Here is a 19,156-nt window from a genome sequence, read left to right as displayed (position 1 = left end):
CATAGCGCAGGTTGGATGGCCCTGCATGGGTGTCCCAGGTTCCGAAACCATCGAACAGCACCGTGCTTTTGTCCATCTTGTCGTCCCCATCGGTGTCCTGCAAAAAGACCATATTGGGGGCTTGGGACACAATGGCCCCGCCTTTTACCAAGGTGATTCCCGTTGTAAGATTTTGCTCGGTGGCGTAATCCGTAAATTTATCTGCCCTGCCATCCCCATTGGTGTCCTCGCAAATAGTGATCCTATCACCGCCAACATCATTGGCCAGCCCGTGTGGATAGTCCTTGGACTGTACCACCCAAAGTCTGCCCCTTTCGTCCCAGGTAAAGGCTATTGGGTTGATGATATCGGGCTCGGCGGCATATAGCTCCGCCTTGAATCCTTCCGGAAGTTGGATATGCTTTTGGGAATCCTCCGGACTTAAAGGATCCTGGACCCTTGGGTTCTCTCCCGTATAGGTCAAAGGAGGGGGCGGTTCCTTTTCCCCTGAACAGCTGGATAAAAGTGCCATTCCACAAAATAGCAAAGTAAGATAAGCGGTTATATTTTTCATTTTTTAAATTTTAATTTAATTGTTCAGTAGGGTCATTTATGAAACAATGTTTTTTTAGATAAAAACAAATGACACCCTATTATATCCTAGGTCGATAGTCCGAATATGGGGTATTTTCGCTTACATCCACGGTGCCGGCTTCCCAGCCCTCTGGAGGTGACAGGATGGCCAAAAATTCCAATTCGCCTTCTCCGGCGTTAAAAGTGCCATGGGCAACATTGGCACCGATATATACCGAGTCGCCCTCCTCCAAAATTTGCATCTCATCCTCTATCCATTGTTCGGCCGTACCTTTGAGTACATAAAGAATTTCATGCATTTCGGGATGAACGTGAAAGTTGTGTCCGCCGCCTTCCGGCATCACTACCTTTACCATATAGGAGTCGGCCTGTTTTATAATCTCGGGATGATAGTGCCAATGATGGTCACGCCCGAAGGCCCTTTCGAACATTTGGTCCTTTTCCTTGACAAATTTCCAATACCTTTCCATACTCGAGCTATAGGGTCAATGCCTTGAATTCCTTGGTCAAATTGGTCAAGGATTGTTCTATGCCCATTCTTTCCAAGGAAGATGCCCCCACAAAGCCGTGTAGGCCGTTGCAATGTTCCAATACGTATTTTACGTCCGCCGGGGTATTTATAGGTCCGCCGTGGGCCAATAAAAATGCATTGGGATTGGCCTTCTTTACGGCATCCACAATTTTTTGTGTACGCTCCAACGCATCGTCCATGGAGGCGGTGGCACTGGTAACCCCAATGGATCCCCCTACGGTTGTTCCTACATGGGCAATAATGGCATCGGCACCCACATCGGCCATTTGTACGGCCTCTTCAGGTTTGCCCACATATACAATGGAAAACAGGTCCATTTTGGTAGCCAGATCCACCATATCCACTTCTTTTTGAAAACTCATTCCCGTTTCTTCAAGGACATTTCTAAAATGGCCATCGATAATGGAATGTGTTGGGAAGTTATTTACCCCTGAGAATCCCATATCCTTTACCTTTCCCAGAAAATGCCACATCCTTCTTCGTGGGTCGCTTCCGTGCACACCGCAGATAACGGGAATTTCCTCCACTACTGGCAAGACTTCGAACTCGCCGATCTCCATGGCCACGGCGTTGGCATCCCCATAGGCCATCATACCGGCAGTGGAACCGTGTCCGGACATTCTAAACCTGCCGGAGTTGTATATTATTATTAGATCCGCGCCACCTTTCTCTATGAATTTGGCACTGATCCCGGTTCCGGCACCGGCCGCAATAATGGCTTTTTTTTGATTTACCACTGCTTGTAATCTATCTCTAACTTCTTGTTTTGTGTAGGGGTTTCCTTTCCCTGTCCATGGATTCGGCATAATTGTTTTATTGTTTGGTTTAATTATTTTTTTATAAATAGTTTGATATTAATTTTTGTTGGCGCACATTATCGTGGCCATTATATTTTTTGAACAGTCCCTAATTAACTCCGGAGCTTGGTCCATAGCCTGCCTTAATTCCATAGGCTGATTTACTATGGAAAACACGGCATTGACGCCTAGATCATATATTTCTTCAATTCCGTCCCCTATTTTTCCAGTAATGACGATTACAGGTACGTTGTGCTTTTTGGACATGGCGGCAATTCCCGAAATAGTTTTTCCATGCAGGGTCTGCCCATCTATCTTACCTTCGCCGGTAAATACTAGGTCGGCTTGTTTTATAAAATCTTCTATTTTAATGGTCTGCAGAATTAATTCTATTCCATTTACCAATTTTCCGTTTAAAAAGGCCATTAAACCGGCGCCAGTACCACCTGCTGCCCCTGCCCCAGGAATGTGGGAGATGTCGATTCCAAGATGGGCCTTAATGCTATTGGCGTAATGGGCAAGGTTGCTATCCAAGAATTCCAAATCTTGCTTACTACCACCTTTTTGGCCACCATAAACCATGGAAGCGCCATTTTCACCGGTAAGGGGATTGGATACATCACAGGCAACTACTACCTCGCAATTTTGAATTCTTTTATCAAAATTGGACAAGTCTATTGTCTTCAATCTTTCCAAGCCTCCACCACCCTCTGGGATTTCTTTACCCTTATCATCCAAGAATTTGGCTCCCAACGCACTGACCATCCCTGCACCACCGTCATTGGTAGCACTCCCGCCAATACCGATAATAATTTTAGTACAACCTTGATTTAATGCATCCTTGATCAATTGTCCAGTACCAAAGGTTGTAGTCGATAAAGGATTTTTTTCAGCTTCCTGGAGCAATTCCAATCCAGAGGCTTTGGCCATCTCGATAACGGCTGTTTTTTCATCCTTTAAAATACCGTATTCAGCCTTTATTTGACGCATAAGGGGATCCATTACTGAAACTGATATTCTACGGCCCCCCACCCCATTTAAAAGAGCTTCTAGTACACCTTCACCACCATCCGATATAGGGATTTCGTAGATTTCAGCACTAGGGACTATATTCCGAATTCCTGAGGCAATATGGCTGGCCACTTCCTGTGCTGATAGACATTCCTTAAAAGAATCGGGGGCAATTACGATTTTCATTATAGTTTGATTGGCTCCGGGTTATTTTTTTGATTCATGAATATCAGGGAATAATGTACAAAATATTGGCATGTGAAAAATTATATCCCTTTTAAAAAGATGAATTCTTTCTACTTCACATTCGCTTTCACTTTTACAAAATCAACCAATAACGGAAAGGCAGGTTCGGTCATATTGTGTCCATAACCGTCCATTTCGTAAAGGGTAATGTCCTGATGGCCGGCAACTTTCATCATCCTATAAAAATAGGCGTTCTCCTCATAACGTCCCAGCATCTCTTTTTCCCTATCCCCCGTAATCAACAAGGTAGGTGGTGCATTTTTTCTTACATGGTACAAGGGCGCTAGCTTATCGATTATAGGTTGTTCCCCCGGAATACCCTGTTCCTTTCTTATGGTAAAATGGGTAATGGTATGCCCACTAAATGGTACTAGTCCCGCAACCAGATCGGAATCCAATTTATATTTTTTTAGCCAGCTTTTGTCCATTATGGCCATTAAGGCCAAATAACCCCCCGCTGAATGTCCGGAAACAAAAATCCGACTTGAATCGCCGTTATAACGACCAATATTCTTAAATACCCAAGCAATGGCTGCAGCAGCATCGGCAATACAGGTTTCGGCCTCTATTTTTGGTGAAAGCCTATACCCTACCCCAACTACACAAAATCCTTTATTTTTTAAAGCCAATGGAATTTCCTTTTGGCCGGCAGTTAAACCTCCTCCATGAAACCAGATAACCACTGGAACTTTGTTGTCCCCTTCCGGATAATATATATCCAAAAGACTCCTTTCTTTCATATATGTGGTCTGATCTGTTGTTTGGGAATCGTAATAATATATATTTTCTATGGTCTTATAATTAAGGGCCTGGGCATTGGCATACAGGGGCAATACAGCGAAAAAAATATAAATGATAAGCTTTTTCATGGCTTAACTTTGGTTTAGGTTGGTTATATGGTTATGAATATTCCTCTAATATCATAAAAACAGATTAAAAAAATTATCCTTTTCTCTGTAAATAACAATATATAGATTTAGAATGGATACCTTATTTGACCGGAAATTAATCATTTTGCAGTAATTCAATCATTTAAAGTGTTATCCCTATTGGATTTTCCGAATGGATAAAACCTAGTGACTTGCAAATGCACATCGATTAAATATTGGGAATGTCAAAATTTAATCTGAATTCGATAAAATAAAGGCTAGTATACCCTAATGATATCTTTTATATTTGTAAGAAACGTCAAGTACTCTAAGGTAAATTTCGTTGGATTGATAAGATTTGGATAGGACGGAGCAAAGTTTGGAGTTAGTGCTGCCCGTACTTATATCATCCTCAGCCCTGGTTTTATAGTTTAAGGGATAAGTGTTGGAGATCGTTGTAAGTAATGCTATGCCTGTTAAATTAAATATATTTTAAACGAATTAATAACCAGATGTTTGTTATTGTTGACTTAAACGTTTAGTTTATACAAAAAATGGTTGTTTGAAGAAGGTGTAGGTTACTTTTTCTCTGAAACTAAAGTGTTGTGAAAAACCCTGGAGCCATTTCTGTGACGTTTAATTAGCTATAAATTAATTAGAACATAAAATATGAAAATTGTTATTCTAGACGGATACACTTTAAACCCAGGAGATCTTAGTTGGAAGGAACTTGAAAAATATGGAGCACTTACCATCTATGATCGAACTGAATATGAAAACAGTAAAATTATTGAAGCTATTGGAGACGCGGAGATAATTTTTACCAACAAGACACCTCTTCCCAAAGAGGTTTTGGATAAAGTATCTTCACTAAAATACATCGGGGTGTTGGCCACAGGCTATAATGTCGTGGATGTGGATGCCGCCAAAAAATTAGGTATTGTGGTCACGAATGTACCTGGCTATGGAACAACTGCCGTGGCACAGATGACTATGGCCCTGCTATTGGAAATGTGCCATCATGTTGGGGAACACAATCGTGCTGTTAAAGAAGGGGAATGGTCCAAAAGCAAGGACTTTTGTTTTTGGAACTACCCACTAATAGAATTGGACGGCAAAACCATGGGCATTATTGGTTATGGCAGAATTGGGCAAGCTACGGCCAAATTGGCCCAGGCATTTGGGATGAATATTTTAACTTCTGGGAGTAGAAGGAAACCTGAATTGGAAAGCGACACTTGTAAACAGGTAGATTTGGAAGAGCTCTTGGCCAAATCGGATGTGATAAGTTTACATTGTCCGCTTACCCCGGAAACCGAAGGTATTATAAGTGCTTCCAATATTGCCAAAATGAAGGAGGGCGCCATGATTATTAATACATCGCGTGGACAATTGATCGTAGAGCAGGATTTGAGTGAAGCTCTGGACAATGGAAAATTAGCTGGTGCGGCCTTAGATGTTGTATCCAAAGAGCCTATCGAGAGGGATAATCCATTATTAAAGGCTAATAATTGTATCATCACACCTCACATCGCATGGGCCTCAAAAGAGGCTAGGAATAGATTGTTGACAACGGCCCATGAAAATTTAGAAGCTTTTTTAATGGGAAATCCGATCAATGTAGTAAATAATTAACCTTATAATTTTTTCATGGAACGCTAAATACCAACTAATGGCACTGAACCTTAAACAAAAGTTGAGCAACAACCAAAATATTTACGGGACCTGTATTTTGTCTACTTCCCCCATTTGGTCCAAGGTGGTAAAGGATACTGGTTTGGACTTTGTTTTTCTGGATACGGAGCATGTTCCCTTGGACAGGACCGAGCTGACTTTTTTATGTCAGGTATATAGCGCTCATGGTATGGCTCCCATTGTCCGTATACCAAGTCCTGACCCCTATGCCGCTTGTATGGCCAAAGATGCTGGGGCTGTAGGTGTCCTTGCACCTTATATTGAAAGTAAATCCCAGGTACAGCAGATGGTAGGTGCTACCAAGTATAGGCCTTTAAAGGGCGATCGACTTCAGAAGGTGCTTACAGGGAAAGAGGAATTATTGTCGGCACTAAAATCTTATTTGCAGAACTTCAATCAGGATAGTCTATGCTTCATAAATATAGAGAGTAGCATTGCCGTAAAGAATTTGGACGAGCTACTTGGTGTTCCCGGTTTGGACGGCATTGTCATTGGTCCTCACGATCTCTCCATAAACATGGGATTACCGGAACAATATGAACACCCTGATTTTGAGCGGACGGTTAAAGAAATAATACACAAGGCAAGGGCAAAAGGACTTGCCGCAGGAATACATTTTCCCGCCCATCCTGAATACCAGATAAAATACGTCAAGGAAGGTGCCAATATTGTATTGCACAGTTCGGATATGCGACTTTTTAGTCAAAAACTCGCTGAAGATATGGGCAATATTAAAAAGGCGGTAGGTGATAGTCACCATTGGTCAACAGGCAGCGAGCTGGCCATTTAATAACATTATTAATATATTTTAAATAATTGATTATTAGATTTTTAAATTGATTTATATGAACAGAATTATTAAGTTATTCATATTCTCAATTCTGTTTGTTTTCACTAATCCTTCCGTTCTTTTGGGACAAATGATCAATTTGTATGAAGCCAACATCATCAGCTTCGAGAGGAAGGTCTCCAAGTTTCCAAGATATGGATTAAAAACCAAGATGAATTAATAAAAAGTAAGTCATGGAGGATAAAAAGAAAGATATAGATGGCAGAAGAAAGTTTTTGCTTCAATCGGGATTGGCAGCTGTAGCCATACCCTTTACGCAGTTGTCCTGTGAAAGATCGAATAAAAAGCAAGCAGCAGAAGAAAATGAGGATGCGTTTGAATTTGTGTTTCTAACGGATATACACATAAAACCGGAAATGAATGCTCCCAAGGGCTTTCAAATGGCCATAGACAAGGTAAATGAATTGAATCCTGATTTTGTACTTACTGGGGGGGACCTCGTATATGACACCATGCGTGGTAATTATGAACAGAGTGAATCCCTGTTTACCCTGTATAAAGAGATGAGCAAGGGCTTTAATATGCCGGTTTATAACTGTATCGGAAATCACGACCTTTTTGCCATCTATGAGGAAAGTCCGGAATCTGAAGATCATCCCGATTATAAATACGGAATGTGGGAAAGACATTTTGGGGACACCTACTACTCTTTTGACCATAAAGGCTGGCATTTTATAACCTTGAACTCCTTGGATGTTACAGAAAACAAAAGATATCAGGGCATTTTTCATGAAAAACAGTTGGCGTGGTTAAAGGAGGACATTGCAAAGGTGGATGAAAGCACTCCCATCATCATTACCACCCATATCCCTATGATATGCACCTATTCCCAATTAAACGGCAGTGAAGGCAGTAGAACGGTCAATAATGCTTCCGAGGTATTCAAGATATTGGAAGGCCATAATTTAAAGCTGGTTCTGCAAGGACATATTCATTGGAAGGAATACGGCTTCATCAATGATCGATTTCATTTTTTAACGGGAGGCTCCATTGCGGGGAATGGATGGAAAGGTAGAAGGCACAACACCAAGGAAGGCTTTGTAAAAATCAGGGTAAGTGGAAGCGATTTTTCATGGGAATATGTGGACCATGGTTGGGAAGCCGAAAGACTTAAATTGGCGAAGAACAACATATAGTGTTAAAATGCTTGCCAAGTAGTTACGAATTGGGGTAATTTATCAAAATGAAGATTACTACAAATACGGATTGGACCACTATTATTGAGGAAGTCTATACGCCTTGCGGTCTAAAAGTTTCAAACCACCTGCTGGATAAGGAAAGTATAGAATATGAAGCCTGTTCATTTCAATTAAATGGGTTAAAAGTTGTGGCTAGAAAGGCTAAAATCACTCCAAAGAAAATAGGACAATTTGTAACCTTGTGGAAAAGAAATGTCAATGGCATAACAACGCCATACGAAGCCTCCGACGAGGGAGATTTATTCGTAATAAATATCCTAGAAGGGCCACATAAAGGACAATTTATTTTCCCTAAGGGCGTCTTAATGGAAAAAGGAATAGTATCCCACCATAAAAAAGAGGGGAAGCGAGGTTTTCGCGTTTATCCTCCTTGGTCCATGCCCACCAACAAAACAGCCCAATCTACCCAGAAATGGCAAATGGAATATTATTTGGGAATTGGGCAACATTCAAAAACGGACCTCGACAAAGCTAAAGTCCTTTATCAAGTTCAGTGAAAATAACCAAGCGATAAACTATGTTCTGTTATCTGCAACCATCTCCATTCCTACTAGTTAGATTACCAAAAAGGGCATAAATCGTTCCTGTCTGGGCTATCTAACCTCCTTTCGCAATACTTCCAATGGTGGACTTTTAATGACACTTCTGCTATTGGTTAATCCTATGATCAAGACCAGTAATGTAATTCCTGGGAATAACACTAAAAATGGGAATAAGGAAGGTGTAAAAGCTGATTCAAATACGAAATAAGCTAGTAACTGGCTACTTGCCAAGGAGAGCAAAATTCCGGACAAACCTCCCAAAATTCCCAAATAGAAGTATTCCAATGCCACTATTTTAAGTATCTGTTTGCTCCTGGCTCCAATTGTCCTTAGTAGCACACTTTCACGTATTCGTTGATATTTACTGGTTCTAACCGCACCCATTAGTACGATTATTCCCGTAAGGATGCTGAAGAATGCCATAAAATTAATTATCCAAGATATTTTGTTCAACAAGCCTTCGATTACCACTAAAATTTGTCTTATATCCAAAATGGATACATTGGGAAATACCCTAACCAATTCCTTCTGTAACTTTGCCGATGATTTTTCATCGGGCACATTGGTAGTGAGCACAGTAAATTGTGGAGCCTCTTCCAAAATACCCAAGGGAAATACAATGGAAAAGTTTAGCTGCATCCTGCCCCAATCCACCGTTCTAATGCTGTTTACAACGGTATTCATAATTACCCCCTGTACATTAAAGCTTAGCTCATCCCCCACTTCCACCTTGGCATCCCTGGCAAAATTATCACTCACGGAAATTGGTATATTCTCTCTAGAGGTTACTTTTGGGACCCATTCCCCAAATTCCAATTTTTCGGAGGCGATAAGGCTATCCCTATAGGTTACCCTAAACTCATGGTTCAATATCCAAGAGTTTATCGTGGATGTTGTATCCTTTCTGATCTCGTTTACAGATTTTCCTTCTATACTGTTTACCCTCATCGTAACAATAGGGATATCGGTCAATACAGGATGACCATCGCGCTTTATGGTATTGGCTACGGCCTCTTTCTGTTCCGTTTGAATATCCAGAAGAATTATATTGGGGCTATTGGCATCTGTCCCCATGGAAGATTTTGCCAATAAGAAGTCTTTGGTGAAATATAGGGTACTGATCAAAAATGTACCTATACCAATGGCCAAGACCAAGGTCAAGGTTTGGTTCTGTGGCCTAAAGAGGTTGGATAAGCTGTGACGGGCAGTAAAACCCCAAGAAGTTGGAAAGTATTTTTTTACAGCCTTCATAGCCAATGCGGACAAGCCGGCCATTATAGCAAAGGTAACTACAATGCCAACAACAAATGACAAGGAATATTTCCAATCCTTTAATAACCAATATGAAAAGAGAAATAGGAATGATAAAATGGCCAAAGAGACCAAAATCAGTCCCCGTCTAGACCTTGATCTATCGACCTCCTGTACTCTCAAAGCTTGAAGTGGCGAGACATATAAGGTGCCCATTAATGGGTATAAGGCGAAAAGGACGGACATGAAGAGACCCAATAGAAGTCCCATGGCTATAGCCTTCGGAGCCAAGGTCAATTGTACATCTACCGGTAATAGGTCCCCCAGAAGTAATGGAAATAATTGTTGTAAAATTATTCCTATTGCGGTACCTATGGCTCCCCCGATCAATCCAAGTGCAGCAATTTGTAGTAAATAAATTAAAAAAGTTTGCTTTTTGGTTGCTCCCAGGCATTTAAGAACAGCCACCGATCTCAATTTCTCCTTTATGTAAATGTTGATGGCACTTGCAATTCCAATACACCCCAGAAGGAGGGCAATAAAAGCGACCAAATTGAGAAATTTTCCAAAATTTCCGTATCTCCTACCTAAATTGGCACTTGTAGAGGTATGGGTATCCAAATCGGCCCCCTCGGCGTCCAATATAGGGTCCAATTTTTTATCCAGTTTGTCTAGATCTGTATTTGGCTGGAAGAAATAGTATTCGTAATCCAACCTACTGCCCTTTTGTATCAATCCGGTTTCCTGAATGAACCTGTAGGGAATCACTACGGGCGGTGCCACTGAACTGAACAGCCCAGAGCTACCGGGTATCGATTTTAATGATCCGGAAATTGGAAAGGTAACTTCCCCAATTTTAATACTGTCTCCTACCTGTAGGTTATATTGCAACATAACAGTAGCATCTACCAAAGCTCCACCATTTTGTTGGTAGTTGTCCGCTGCTGATATTGGTAATGTTTCCAGTGTTCCATAAAAAGGAAATCCTCCTTCAATTCCGCGAACTTGTACCAATTTGGAAGCTCCTGTTTTTATAAAAGCCGCCATGGACGGAAAATTTATTTCTTTGGCATCAGGACCACCAAGGGAATCCATTATTCCCAAAACTTTTTCATTTGGTGGATTTCTACTGTCGATAATATAATCGGCCCCCATTAAGGATTTGGACTGTAAGGAGATATTTTTTTTAAGATTATCACCAAAAGACTGGATAGAGACTACTGCGGCAATCCCCATAATAATTGAAGCCATAAAAAGAAAAAGTTTCCTTTTACCTGCCTTTCCATCGCGCCATGCCATTTTTAGCAGCCATAGGAACCCGGACTTTGAATTGATATTATGTTCGCTCACAATGCCGTTGTTTCTTGGTTGGCAATAATTCTACCACCCTTTAACCTTAATATGTGTTTTGTTTTGGCTGCTAATTCCAGATCGTGGGTAACTATTACCAATGTGGTGCCGGCATCCGCATTGAGTTGAAAAAGTAATTGTATTACCTTTTCCCCTGTTTCCGCGTCCAAATTACCGGTAGGCTCATCGGCAAATAATATGGATGGATTGTTGGAAAATGCCCGGGCTAAGGCAACACGCTGTTGCTCCCCACCTGAAAGTTGGGAGGGGTAATGATGAAATCGATTTTGAAGACCTACCTTGTCCAGTAGTTCCATCCCGTTCTTCATGGCATTCTTATCTCCCCTTAATTCCAACGGAATGGCCACATTCTCAAGAGCGGTAAGTGTTGGTAAAAGTTGAAAATCCTGAAAAACAAAACCTATATTCCTATTGCGCAGTATGGCCCTCTCATCTTCGTTTAAACTTCCAAGTTCGGTACCGCACAAGGTTACCGTACCCGAATCTGGCTGGTCCAGTCCCGCACATATACCTAACAAGGTAGTTTTTCCACTCCCAGAAGGGCCCACTATGGAAAAAGTTTCCCCTTCCTCTACGTCAAAAGTAATATCTTGCAATACCGTAAGTTTTTTAGAGCCACTCGTATAGATTTTCCCTAAATTGTTTACGTTTAATATCTTTGCCATATAATTTCTATTTCGTGATTTTCCTAAGTAGGCAAAATACTGAAATGATTTTGATTTTAATCCAATATCCCATGCGAACCTTGTTAAGATTTTCTTATTTATTATTCATTTTTTTTACTTCTTGTGGAAATACGGCAACCAAGAAGGCCGATGCTGGTGAAAAAGAGGAAAAGGCCATTGAAAACAAGGTGGAGACCAAAAGTGAAAGCAAGGTGATTTTGTTCTTTGGAAATAGTCTTACTGCCGGCATGGGCCTTGACCCTAATGAAGCTTTTCCCGCTTTGATCCAAGAAAAGGTAGATTCCCTTCAACTGCCCTATAAAGTAGTTAACGCAGGCTTAAGTGGTGAAACAACGGCTAGCGGCAAAAATAGGCTTGGCTGGGTACTTAATGCCGATATAGAGGTTTTTGTCCTGGAACTTGGGGCCAATGATGGTCTACGCGGCATATCCCTGGAAGAAACCCGTGGAAACTTACAGGAAATCATAGATGTGGTGCAAGAAAAAAATCCCAATACGACCATTATTTTGGCTGGAATGCAAATTCCTCCCAATATGGGTCAGGATTATACCAGTGAATTCAAGGATATATTTCCAGATCTTGCCACAAAGAATAATGTAGGCCTAATTCCTTTTCTCTTGGAGGATGTGGCTGGAAATCCAGAACTAAATCAACCGGACGGTATTCATCCAACAGCCGAAGGACAAAAGATTATAGCCAATAACATATGGCCTATAATTGCCGAAATCATTAATGAGTAGGGTTTATTTGTGGGTTTGAAGTAGATCCTAACTGCCTTTAGGAGAATAATCCATTTACCGAGTGAAGCTATAGGAGGTAATAAATCATATAGATCGGCTAACTTATTGGAAGCTTCTTGGTACAGTTTTTGGGTATATTCGCCTCATATAATTCCTATACAGTGCGAGTCTACATGTGGGTTAAAAATTCCTTTTCGGACAAAATATCTATCACTTTTGGGGCAAATGTAACCAGTCCATTGTTTGGTGTGGGGATTAAAACCTCCAATAAATTGCCTACCCAAAAACATCTGTCTGGATTATTTTTATTTCTAACATTAATTGGATGAATCAGCCTACTGACCTCTCGAACGTTATAACCTAAATTCTATATATTAATTTAAAGTCGATTATGATTAAAAACAAATTTACATTTTTACTCTCATTTTTATTTGGAGTACTGACCATAGTTAGTGCTCAAAAAAGTGAAACTTTATTGGAAAAAAAATCTGTTCCGATTTTTGAGAACGGGGAAGCCCAGGTGGTACCTGGTTTTAGTGATGAATCCTCTTGGATAACCCATGATCTTTGGGTTGAAACAGAATTTGATACTGATGGCGATGGCAAGAAGGATAGGATGCACGTTTCTGTTACACGACCAGTTCAAACTGAAACGGAAGGACTTAAATTGCCGGTCATATACATCAGTAGTCCATATTTTGCTGGTGTGGCTTCCAATTTGAATGAGATTTTCTGGGATGTACGGCATGAATTGGGAGCTACTCCCAAAGAGCGATTGCATCCCGAAGTAGTCAGGACAGGGGAAAGACCTTATATTTCAAAATCACATATACAAACCTGGGTTCCACGAGGTTATATTGTGGTGCATTCATCCTCTCCAGGTACAGGATTATCCCAAGGTTCCCCCACTGTGGGTGGGGACAATGAGTCCTTGGCTCCCAAAGCCGTCATAGATTGGCTATGTGGAAGGGCTAAGGGCTACACGGAACCTTATGGCAAGGAAAAGGTGAAAGCCTATTGGTCTACGGGAAAAGTTGGTATGACCGGTACTTCCTATAATGGAACCATACCCTTGGCCGCCGCTACAACTGGAGTTAAGGGATTGGAGGCCATAATTCCGATTGCTCCTAATACTTCCTATTATCACTACTATAGATCCAATGGCCTTGTACGTTCTCCCGGGGGATATTTAGGTGAGGATATAGATGTACTATACGACTTCATACACAGCGGTGACGAGTCCAAACGTGCTCATAACAATAAAGTTGTAAGGGATACCGAAATGAAAAACGGTATGGATAGGATTACCGGCGATTACAACGAATTTTGGGCTGGTCGTGATTACTTGAATGATATAGAGCCCATGAAGGCCGCTTTATTAATGGCGCACGGGTTTAACGATTGGAATGTAATGCCGGAACATAGCTATAGAATTTATAAGGCAGCTAAGAATAAAGGCTTGCCGACCCAAATTTATTATCATCAGAACGGTCATGGAGGAGAGCCTCCGCTTACATTGATGAATAGGTGGTTTACCCGTTATCTACACGGCATTGAAAATGGTGTTGAAGAAGATGCCAAGGCTTGGATTGTTCGTGAAAATGATGACAAACTAAATCCAACGCCCTATAAAGATTATCCAAATCCGGAAGCAGCTCCCGTAACGCTTTATCTTGAAGGAGGTGCACCAGAGAAAGGCGGATTAAGCACTAAAAAGAAGCTTGCTCAAGGCGTGGAAACCCTAGTGGATAATTTTTCCTTTTCTGGAGAAACATTGGCCAAGGCAGAGAATACCAATCATCGTCTCCTTTATGTTACACCTACCCTTACCAAGGATATCCACCTTTCTGGAATCCCTAAAATCAGTATTTCCGTAGCAAGTAACAAAGCTGCCGCCAATTTATCGGTTTGGTTGGTCTCCTTACCATGGAATGAAAGTAAGAAGGTAAAAATAACCGATAACATCATCACCCGTGGTTGGGCAGATCCCCAAAACCATAGTTCCATTACTGAAAGTGAACCTTTGGTGCCAGGACAGTTCTATAATTTAACCTTTGATTTGATGCCGGACGATCAGATTATACCCAAAGGCCAACAAATTGCACTTATGATTTTCTCAAGTGACAGGGAATTTACGCTTTTGCCCGATCCTGGTACAGAATTGTCGGTTGATTTGGACGTAACCACTTTAACCTTACCAGTTGTTGGAGGTGTGGTAGCCTTTAAAAGTGCTGTAGAGTAGTTTGCTTATAAGGAAGATTGTTGTTAATTAGTGGTCTTCCTTGCTTGGTTATGGTATTATTAGGCAGAACTGATATTTATTAGTGAAACTCAATTTTGAGAAGTCAGTAAGACGCACTGAAAATTGCAAGTTGAACTAATCCCGCCTTTTTCGGCGGGATATAGGTTCAATACCTCGACCCTAGGGTCGATTCCTATTATTGGGTTCAGGGCTTGCCCTGAGGTTTAATACCTTTTATCTACCAGTATCAATAAATGAAAACTCCTTTTTCCAATAATTTGGAAAAAGGAGTTTTTTTTATTTGTTGGAAGGGAATCTCTTCCAGTATCCATACTTTTTGGAACTATTTGCTCAAATACATCTTACGCCTCGAATATAGGTTATAGAATTCGTCATCCTTAAGACTGTCTATAAACAATATGCTCTCGCCGGTACTCTTCATTTCAGGTCCTAAATTCTTATTAACATTAGGGAATTTATTAAAGGAAAATACCGGTTGTTTTATGGCATAGCCTTCCAATTGCGGATTAAAGGTAAAGTCCTTTACCTTTTTGGCGCCCAACATCACCTTGGTCGCATAATTTACATATGGTTCCTTGTAGGCCTTGGCAATAAACGGTACCGTTCTGGAAGCCCTAGGGTTGGCCTCTATGATATAAACGATGTCATCCTTTATGGCGAACTGAATATTTATGAGTCCCACAGTATTTAGTGCCAAGGCAATTTTCTTGGTGTGGTCCTTTATTTGTTGCATCACAAATTCGCCCAAATTAAAGGGAGGCAAGGTAGCATTGGAATCTCCGGAGTGAATACCACATGGTTCTATATGTTCCATAATTCCGATGATGTAAACATCTTCCCCGTCACAGATGGCATCGGCCTCGGCTTCTATGGCGCCATCCAAATAATGATCCAGCAATAATTTGTTATTTGGTATTTTTCTAAGAAGATCTACCACATGTTCCTCCAATTCTTCCTTGTTGATCACTATCTTCATTCCCTGACCACCCAAAACATATGATGGCCTAACTAACAGTGGAAAGTCCAATTCGTCAGATAGGGCCAAGGCTTCCTCGGCCGTTTCGGCTACACCAAACTGAGGGAATGGGATATTGTTCTCTGCCAATAAGTTGGAGAAACTACCTCTGTCTTCCGCCAAATCCAAGGCTTTGAAACTGGTGCCTATTATTTTAATACCGTATTTATCAAGCTTTTCTGCCAACTTAAGGGCTGTTTGACCTCCAAGTTGAACAATAACGCCTTCTGGTTTTTCATGTCTGATAATATCATAAATGTGTTCCCAGAACACCGGCTCAAAATAAAGCTTGTCCGAAATATCGAAATCTGTGGAAACCGTTTCTGGATTACAGTTGATCATGATGGTCTCATAACCACATTCAGAAGCGGCCAATACTCCGTGTACACAGCAATAATCAAATTCTATACCTTGTCCAATTCTGTTGGGTCCTGAACCTAGGACAACAATTTTTTTCTTGTCGGTAACAATACTGTCGTTTTCTACATATTTCTTCCCGTCCGGAGTTTCTATTTCTGCCTCAAAAGTAGAATAATAGTAAGGGGTCATGGCCTTGAACTCAGCGGCACAGGTATCGACCAGTTTGTAAACTCTATTAATGTTGAGGGCAACACGTTTATTATATACCTCACTCTCGTAACAATCCAGCATATGGGCAATCTGCCTATCGGCAAAACCTTTTTGCTTGGCCTCTAAAAGCAGGTCTTTGGAAAGTGTTTCTATATTGAAGTTGGATATTTCTTTTTCCAGTTGATACAGTTCTTCGTACTGCTTTAAGAACCACATGTCTATTTTAGTGATCTCATGGATCCTACTCAATGGAATCCCCAACTGAATGGCATCATAAATTACAAAGACACGGTCCCAACTTGGGATGGTTAGTTTACTGATAATCTCATCATAATTGGTATATCCCTTACCGTCCGCTCCAAGTCCGTTTCTTTTTATTTCCAAAGACTGGGTAGCTTTGTGCAGGGCCTCCTGGAATGAACGTCCAATGCCCATTACCTCTCCTACCGATTTCATCTGGAGTCCCAAAGTTCTATCCGAGCCTTCGAATTTATCAAAATTCCAACGTGGTATTTTTACTATTACATAATCCAACGTAGGTTCAAATAAGGCAGAGGTAGATTTTGTAATCTGATTGCTCAGCTCATTTAAATTATACCCAATGGCCAATTTTGCGGCAATCTTGGCAATGGGATAACCCGTAGCTTTTGATGCCAACGCAGAAGATCGGGATACCCTTGGGTTGATCTCTATGGCAATTATATCTTCTTTTTCATCTGGACTAACTGCAAACTGAACGTTACATCCTCCTGCAAAATCCCCTATACTGCGCATCATTTTAATGGCCATATCCCTCATTCGCTGGAAGGTTTTGTCAGACAGAGTCATAGCTGGTGCAACTGTAATGGAGTCTCCTGTATGGATTCCCATGGGATCCATATTTTCAATGGTACAAATTATGACCACGTTGTCATTTTTATCCCTAAGCAGCTCCAGTTCATATTCCTTCCAGCCCATTAGGGCCTTGTCTATCATGACCTCGTGTATTGGTGAAATTTCCAATCCATGACTAAGAAGTTCGTCGAAATCCTCTGGTTTGTACACTATGGACGCTCCTGCGCCACCAAGGGTGTAGGAAGCCCTGATTACCAAGGGAAATCCAAATTCTTGGGCAATTTCCTTTCCTTTAAGAAAGGAGGTAGCCGTAGCTTGAGGCGCCATACCGATACCAATTTTAAGCATCAGCTCACGGAATTTCTCCCTGTCTTCCGTAATATTAATGGCGTCTATATCGACACCTATGATTTTTACTCCATAATCTTCCCAAATTCCTTTAGTGTCGGCTTCAATACAAAGATTTAAGGCCGTTTGCCCACCCATAGTAGGTAATACCGCATCTATATTGGGATGTTTATCCAAAATCTCCCTGATAGATTTTGTTGTTAATGGTTTCAAATAAACATGATCGGCCATAGTTGGGTCCGTCATGATAGTAGCTGGGTTACTGTTGATTAGGATAGTTTCTATGCCATCTTCTCTTAAAGATCTCAATGCCTGTGTACCTGAATAATCAAATTCACATGCTTGACCGATAACGATGGGTCCAGAACCAATAATTAAAATAGAGTTTAAATCTTTTCTTTTGGGCATTTTACTAGTTATTTATATATATGAAAAAGGGAATTGGACAAAAAAAAGGTGCTACTTCGGAAAAAGTAACACCTTGTTATTTTAAACAAAAACAATTCTATCATTATTTTTTGTGCTTCAGCTCCGAGGATACAGATAGTTTCTTTCTTCCTTTAGCTCTTCTTCTAGCAAGAACTTTTCTACCATTGGCAGTAGCCATACGTTCCCTAAAACCATGTTTGTTTTTTCTCTTTCTTTTTGATGGTTGAAATGTTCTTTTGCTCATCGTAGCGTATTTTTATAGTCTCCTTAAATTTCTTATTGACAATGTTTAAATTTTGCTTCTTCGACAGCAAAATCCGGCTGCAAATATACAAAGAGTTTTTGCATTGGCAAATCTAATTAAAAAAATATTTTTTTTGTAATTGCCCACTATGCGGCCCATTGGATTTTACTACTTTTGCAACGGCTTAACCAGTATGATGATTTAACATGAAGCGCTTTATTTTTTTAATGGTTTGCATCCTATGCAATGTGGGTGTCAATGCACAAACCAAATTGCAATATCAATTAAAAAAGGGAGATGTTTTTAAGGTAAAGCAAGATGCCGAGCAGATTATTATCCAAGAATTGGATGGTGCCAACCATGAAATTACGAATTACATAGATGGTATTTTGGAATTTAAAGTGCTTGGAGAACTGAATAATGGATATGAAGTTGCATTGACATTTAAGGATTTAAACCTAAAAATGACCTCTAGTATCCAAGGTGAATTAATGAATGTAAAGGCCAAAGAGATTAAAGAGGACGATGTGCAATCCAAAATATTCAATACTATTTTGAACAATCCGGTGAAAATGGTTTTGGCTAAGAACGGAAATATATTAAAGGTTCAGGGTGGGGATAGTTTGGTGTCCAAAATGGCAAGGGCTTCAGGATTGGAAGATGAATTTTCCATCAACATGATGAAAAAATCCCTGGAAAGTGAGTTTGGATCGGAAGCTTTGTCCAATAGCTATAAGCAAATGACATTCATTTATCCGGATGTAAAAGTCAATATAAATGACCAGTGGGAGAATACTTATAATGGTAAATTAAAGACCAAGAATGTCTGGACCCTTAAGAGTATTGCTGAAGACAAGGCAAAGATTACCGGTAAGGCTACGGTGTTGATGGACGTCACTGATGCCAATACCATTATGAAACTCAGTGGGACGCAAACCACAACCTTGACGGCAGATACCAATACAGGTTTTATTAAACATATGCTGGTAGAGGGTTTGAGTACTGGAACATCCACAATGAAACAAATGGGCGGCGAGGAAATACCGACCACTATTAAATCTAAAATTACGTACGAATTAATTAACAAGTAA

The 19,156-nt window shown here is 40.6% G+C and carries 17 protein-coding genes; 8 read left to right on the top strand and 9 right to left on the bottom strand.

The window, feature by feature from the left end; translation table 11 throughout:
• The 5 genes from B9Y87_RS17980 to B9Y87_RS17960 form a co-directional block, all read right to left on the bottom strand.
• Positions 1 to 553 (bottom strand): DUF7133 domain-containing protein (locus tag B9Y87_RS17980; protein ID WP_449371715.1); only part of this gene is annotated, 553 nt, incomplete at its 3' end.
• 79 nt (positions 554 to 632) lie between these two features.
• The gene (locus B9Y87_RS17975; RefSeq protein WP_085500347.1) at positions 633 to 1,043 is read right to left on the bottom strand and encodes a cupin domain-containing protein; all 411 of its coding nucleotides are present in this window, start codon (positions 1,041 to 1,043) and stop codon (positions 633 to 635) included.
• Positions 1,044 to 1,050: 7 nt separating this feature from the next.
• On the bottom strand, positions 1,051 to 1,911 hold the full coding sequence (locus B9Y87_RS17970; protein ID WP_085500346.1) for a phosphoenolpyruvate hydrolase family protein: 861 nt from the start codon (positions 1,909 to 1,911) through the stop codon (positions 1,051 to 1,053).
• Positions 1,912 to 1,959: 48 nt separating this feature from the next.
• A complete protein-coding gene (locus tag B9Y87_RS17965; RefSeq protein WP_085500345.1) occupies positions 1,960 to 3,099 on the bottom strand; it encodes a glycerate kinase in 1,140 nt (379 codons plus the stop codon).
• Between the two features lie 110 nt (positions 3,100 to 3,209).
• Positions 3,210 to 4,028 (bottom strand): alpha/beta hydrolase, encoded by an 819-nt coding sequence (locus B9Y87_RS17960; protein ID WP_085500344.1) that lies wholly within the window; start codon positions 4,026 to 4,028, stop codon positions 3,210 to 3,212.
• 669 nt (positions 4,029 to 4,697) lie between these two features.
• On the opposite strand from B9Y87_RS17960, the gene B9Y87_RS17955 reads away from it, so the two are divergent.
• Genes B9Y87_RS17955 through B9Y87_RS17940 form a run of 5 tightly spaced genes read left to right on the top strand, consistent with a single transcriptional unit; the run spans position 4,698 to position 8,269 of the window.
• Positions 4,698 to 5,663, top strand: coding sequence for a D-2-hydroxyacid dehydrogenase (locus B9Y87_RS17955; RefSeq protein ID WP_085500343.1), 966 nt, complete (start codon positions 4,698 to 4,700; stop codon positions 5,661 to 5,663).
• 37 nt (positions 5,664 to 5,700) lie between these two features.
• Positions 5,701 to 6,513 (top strand): HpcH/HpaI aldolase family protein, encoded by an 813-nt coding sequence (locus B9Y87_RS17950; protein ID WP_085500342.1) that lies wholly within the window; start codon positions 5,701 to 5,703, stop codon positions 6,511 to 6,513.
• Positions 6,514 to 6,568: 55 nt separating this feature from the next.
• The gene (locus tag B9Y87_RS22010; protein ID WP_176225666.1) at positions 6,569 to 6,733 is read left to right on the top strand and encodes a hypothetical protein; all 165 of its coding nucleotides are present in this window, start codon (positions 6,569 to 6,571) and stop codon (positions 6,731 to 6,733) included.
• Between the two features lie 13 nt (positions 6,734 to 6,746).
• On the top strand, positions 6,747 to 7,709 hold the full coding sequence (locus B9Y87_RS17945) for a metallophosphoesterase family protein (protein ID WP_085500341.1): 963 nt from the start codon (positions 6,747 to 6,749) through the stop codon (positions 7,707 to 7,709).
• Between the two features lie 47 nt (positions 7,710 to 7,756).
• The gene (locus tag B9Y87_RS17940) at positions 7,757 to 8,269 is read left to right on the top strand and encodes a MepB family protein (protein ID WP_085500340.1); all 513 of its coding nucleotides are present in this window, start codon (positions 7,757 to 7,759) and stop codon (positions 8,267 to 8,269) included.
• 96 nt (positions 8,270 to 8,365) lie between these two features.
• Here the strand turns inward: B9Y87_RS17940 and B9Y87_RS17935 are convergent, their stop codons facing one another.
• Both B9Y87_RS17935 and B9Y87_RS17930 read right to left on the bottom strand, forming a co-directional pair.
• Positions 8,366 to 10,864: an ABC transporter permease gene (locus tag B9Y87_RS17935; protein ID WP_085500360.1), complete on the bottom strand. Its 2,499-nt coding sequence runs from the start codon at positions 10,862 to 10,864 to the stop codon at positions 8,366 to 8,368.
• Positions 10,865 to 10,911: 47 nt separating this feature from the next.
• Entirely contained in the window at positions 10,912 to 11,601 is a 690-nt protein-coding gene (locus B9Y87_RS17930) for an ABC transporter ATP-binding protein (protein ID WP_085500339.1), read from the bottom strand.
• Between the two features lie 71 nt (positions 11,602 to 11,672).
• Here B9Y87_RS17930 and B9Y87_RS17925 point away from each other — a divergent pair, with 71 nt between their 5' ends.
• Positions 11,673 to 12,362, top strand: coding sequence for an arylesterase (locus B9Y87_RS17925; protein ID WP_085500359.1), 690 nt, complete (start codon positions 11,673 to 11,675; stop codon positions 12,360 to 12,362).
• Between the two features lie 391 nt (positions 12,363 to 12,753).
• Complete coding sequence (locus B9Y87_RS17920; RefSeq protein ID WP_085500338.1) at positions 12,754 to 14,604, top strand: Xaa-Pro dipeptidyl-peptidase; 1,851 nt, start codon at positions 12,754 to 12,756, stop codon at positions 14,602 to 14,604.
• 343 nt (positions 14,605 to 14,947) lie between these two features.
• Here B9Y87_RS17920 and carB read toward each other — a convergent pair whose 3' ends face one another.
• Both carB and rpmH read right to left on the bottom strand, forming a co-directional pair.
• The gene (carB, locus tag B9Y87_RS17915; protein ID WP_085500337.1) at positions 14,948 to 17,800 is read right to left on the bottom strand and encodes a carbamoyl-phosphate synthase large subunit; all 2,853 of its coding nucleotides are present in this window, start codon (positions 17,798 to 17,800) and stop codon (positions 14,948 to 14,950) included.
• 103 nt (positions 17,801 to 17,903) lie between these two features.
• On the bottom strand, positions 17,904 to 18,065 hold the full coding sequence (gene rpmH, locus B9Y87_RS17910; protein WP_026809253.1) for a 50S ribosomal protein L34: 162 nt from the start codon (positions 18,063 to 18,065) through the stop codon (positions 17,904 to 17,906).
• A gap of 206 nt (positions 18,066 to 18,271) precedes the next feature.
• On the opposite strand from rpmH, the gene B9Y87_RS17905 reads away from it, so the two are divergent.
• A complete protein-coding gene (locus tag B9Y87_RS17905) occupies positions 18,272 to 19,156 on the top strand; it encodes a DUF6263 family protein (protein WP_085500336.1) in 885 nt (294 codons plus the stop codon).

It is taken from the genome of Arenibacter troitsensis (assembly GCF_900177645.1).
GTDB lineage: Bacteria > Bacteroidota > Bacteroidia > Flavobacteriales > Flavobacteriaceae > Arenibacter > Arenibacter troitsensis.
The sequence above is the reverse complement of the archived record's forward strand: the minus strand, read 5'-3'. Positions and strand labels throughout refer to the sequence as shown.

Coding starts and splice junctions, on each gene's coding strand:
- B9Y87_RS17935 (WP_085500360.1), bottom strand. CDS start 10,864: ATGGCATGGCGCGATGGAAAGGCAGGTAAAAGGAAACTTTTTCTTTTT.
- B9Y87_RS22010 (WP_176225666.1), top strand. CDS start 6,569: ATGAACAGAATTATTAAGTTATTCATATTCTCAATTCTGTTTGTTTTC.
- rpmH (WP_026809253.1), bottom strand. CDS start 18,065: ATGAGCAAAAGAACATTTCAACCATCAAAAAGAAAGAGAAAAAACAAA.
- B9Y87_RS17950 (WP_085500342.1), top strand. CDS start 5,701: ATGGCACTGAACCTTAAACAAAAGTTGAGCAACAACCAAAATATTTAC.
- B9Y87_RS17975 (WP_085500347.1), bottom strand. CDS start 1,043: ATGGAAAGGTATTGGAAATTTGTCAAGGAAAAGGACCAAATGTTCGAA.
- B9Y87_RS17960 (WP_085500344.1), bottom strand. CDS start 4,028: ATGAAAAAGCTTATCATTTATATTTTTTTCGCTGTATTGCCCCTGTAT.
- B9Y87_RS17930 (WP_085500339.1), bottom strand. CDS start 11,601: ATGGCAAAGATATTAAACGTAAACAATTTAGGGAAAATCTATACGAGT.
- B9Y87_RS17970 (WP_085500346.1), bottom strand. CDS start 1,911: ATGCCGAATCCATGGACAGGGAAAGGAAACCCCTACACAAAACAAGAA.
- carB (WP_085500337.1), bottom strand. CDS start 17,800: ATGCCCAAAAGAAAAGATTTAAACTCTATTTTAATTATTGGTTCTGGA.
- B9Y87_RS17925 (WP_085500359.1), top strand. CDS start 11,673: ATGCGAACCTTGTTAAGATTTTCTTATTTATTATTCATTTTTTTTACT.
- B9Y87_RS17945 (WP_085500341.1), top strand. CDS start 6,747: ATGGAGGATAAAAAGAAAGATATAGATGGCAGAAGAAAGTTTTTGCTT.
- B9Y87_RS17905 (WP_085500336.1), top strand. CDS start 18,272: ATGAAGCGCTTTATTTTTTTAATGGTTTGCATCCTATGCAATGTGGGT.
- B9Y87_RS17940 (WP_085500340.1), top strand. CDS start 7,757: ATGAAGATTACTACAAATACGGATTGGACCACTATTATTGAGGAAGTC.
- B9Y87_RS17920 (WP_085500338.1), top strand. CDS start 12,754: ATGATTAAAAACAAATTTACATTTTTACTCTCATTTTTATTTGGAGTA.
- B9Y87_RS17955 (WP_085500343.1), top strand. CDS start 4,698: ATGAAAATTGTTATTCTAGACGGATACACTTTAAACCCAGGAGATCTT.
- B9Y87_RS17965 (WP_085500345.1), bottom strand. CDS start 3,099: ATGAAAATCGTAATTGCCCCCGATTCTTTTAAGGAATGTCTATCAGCA.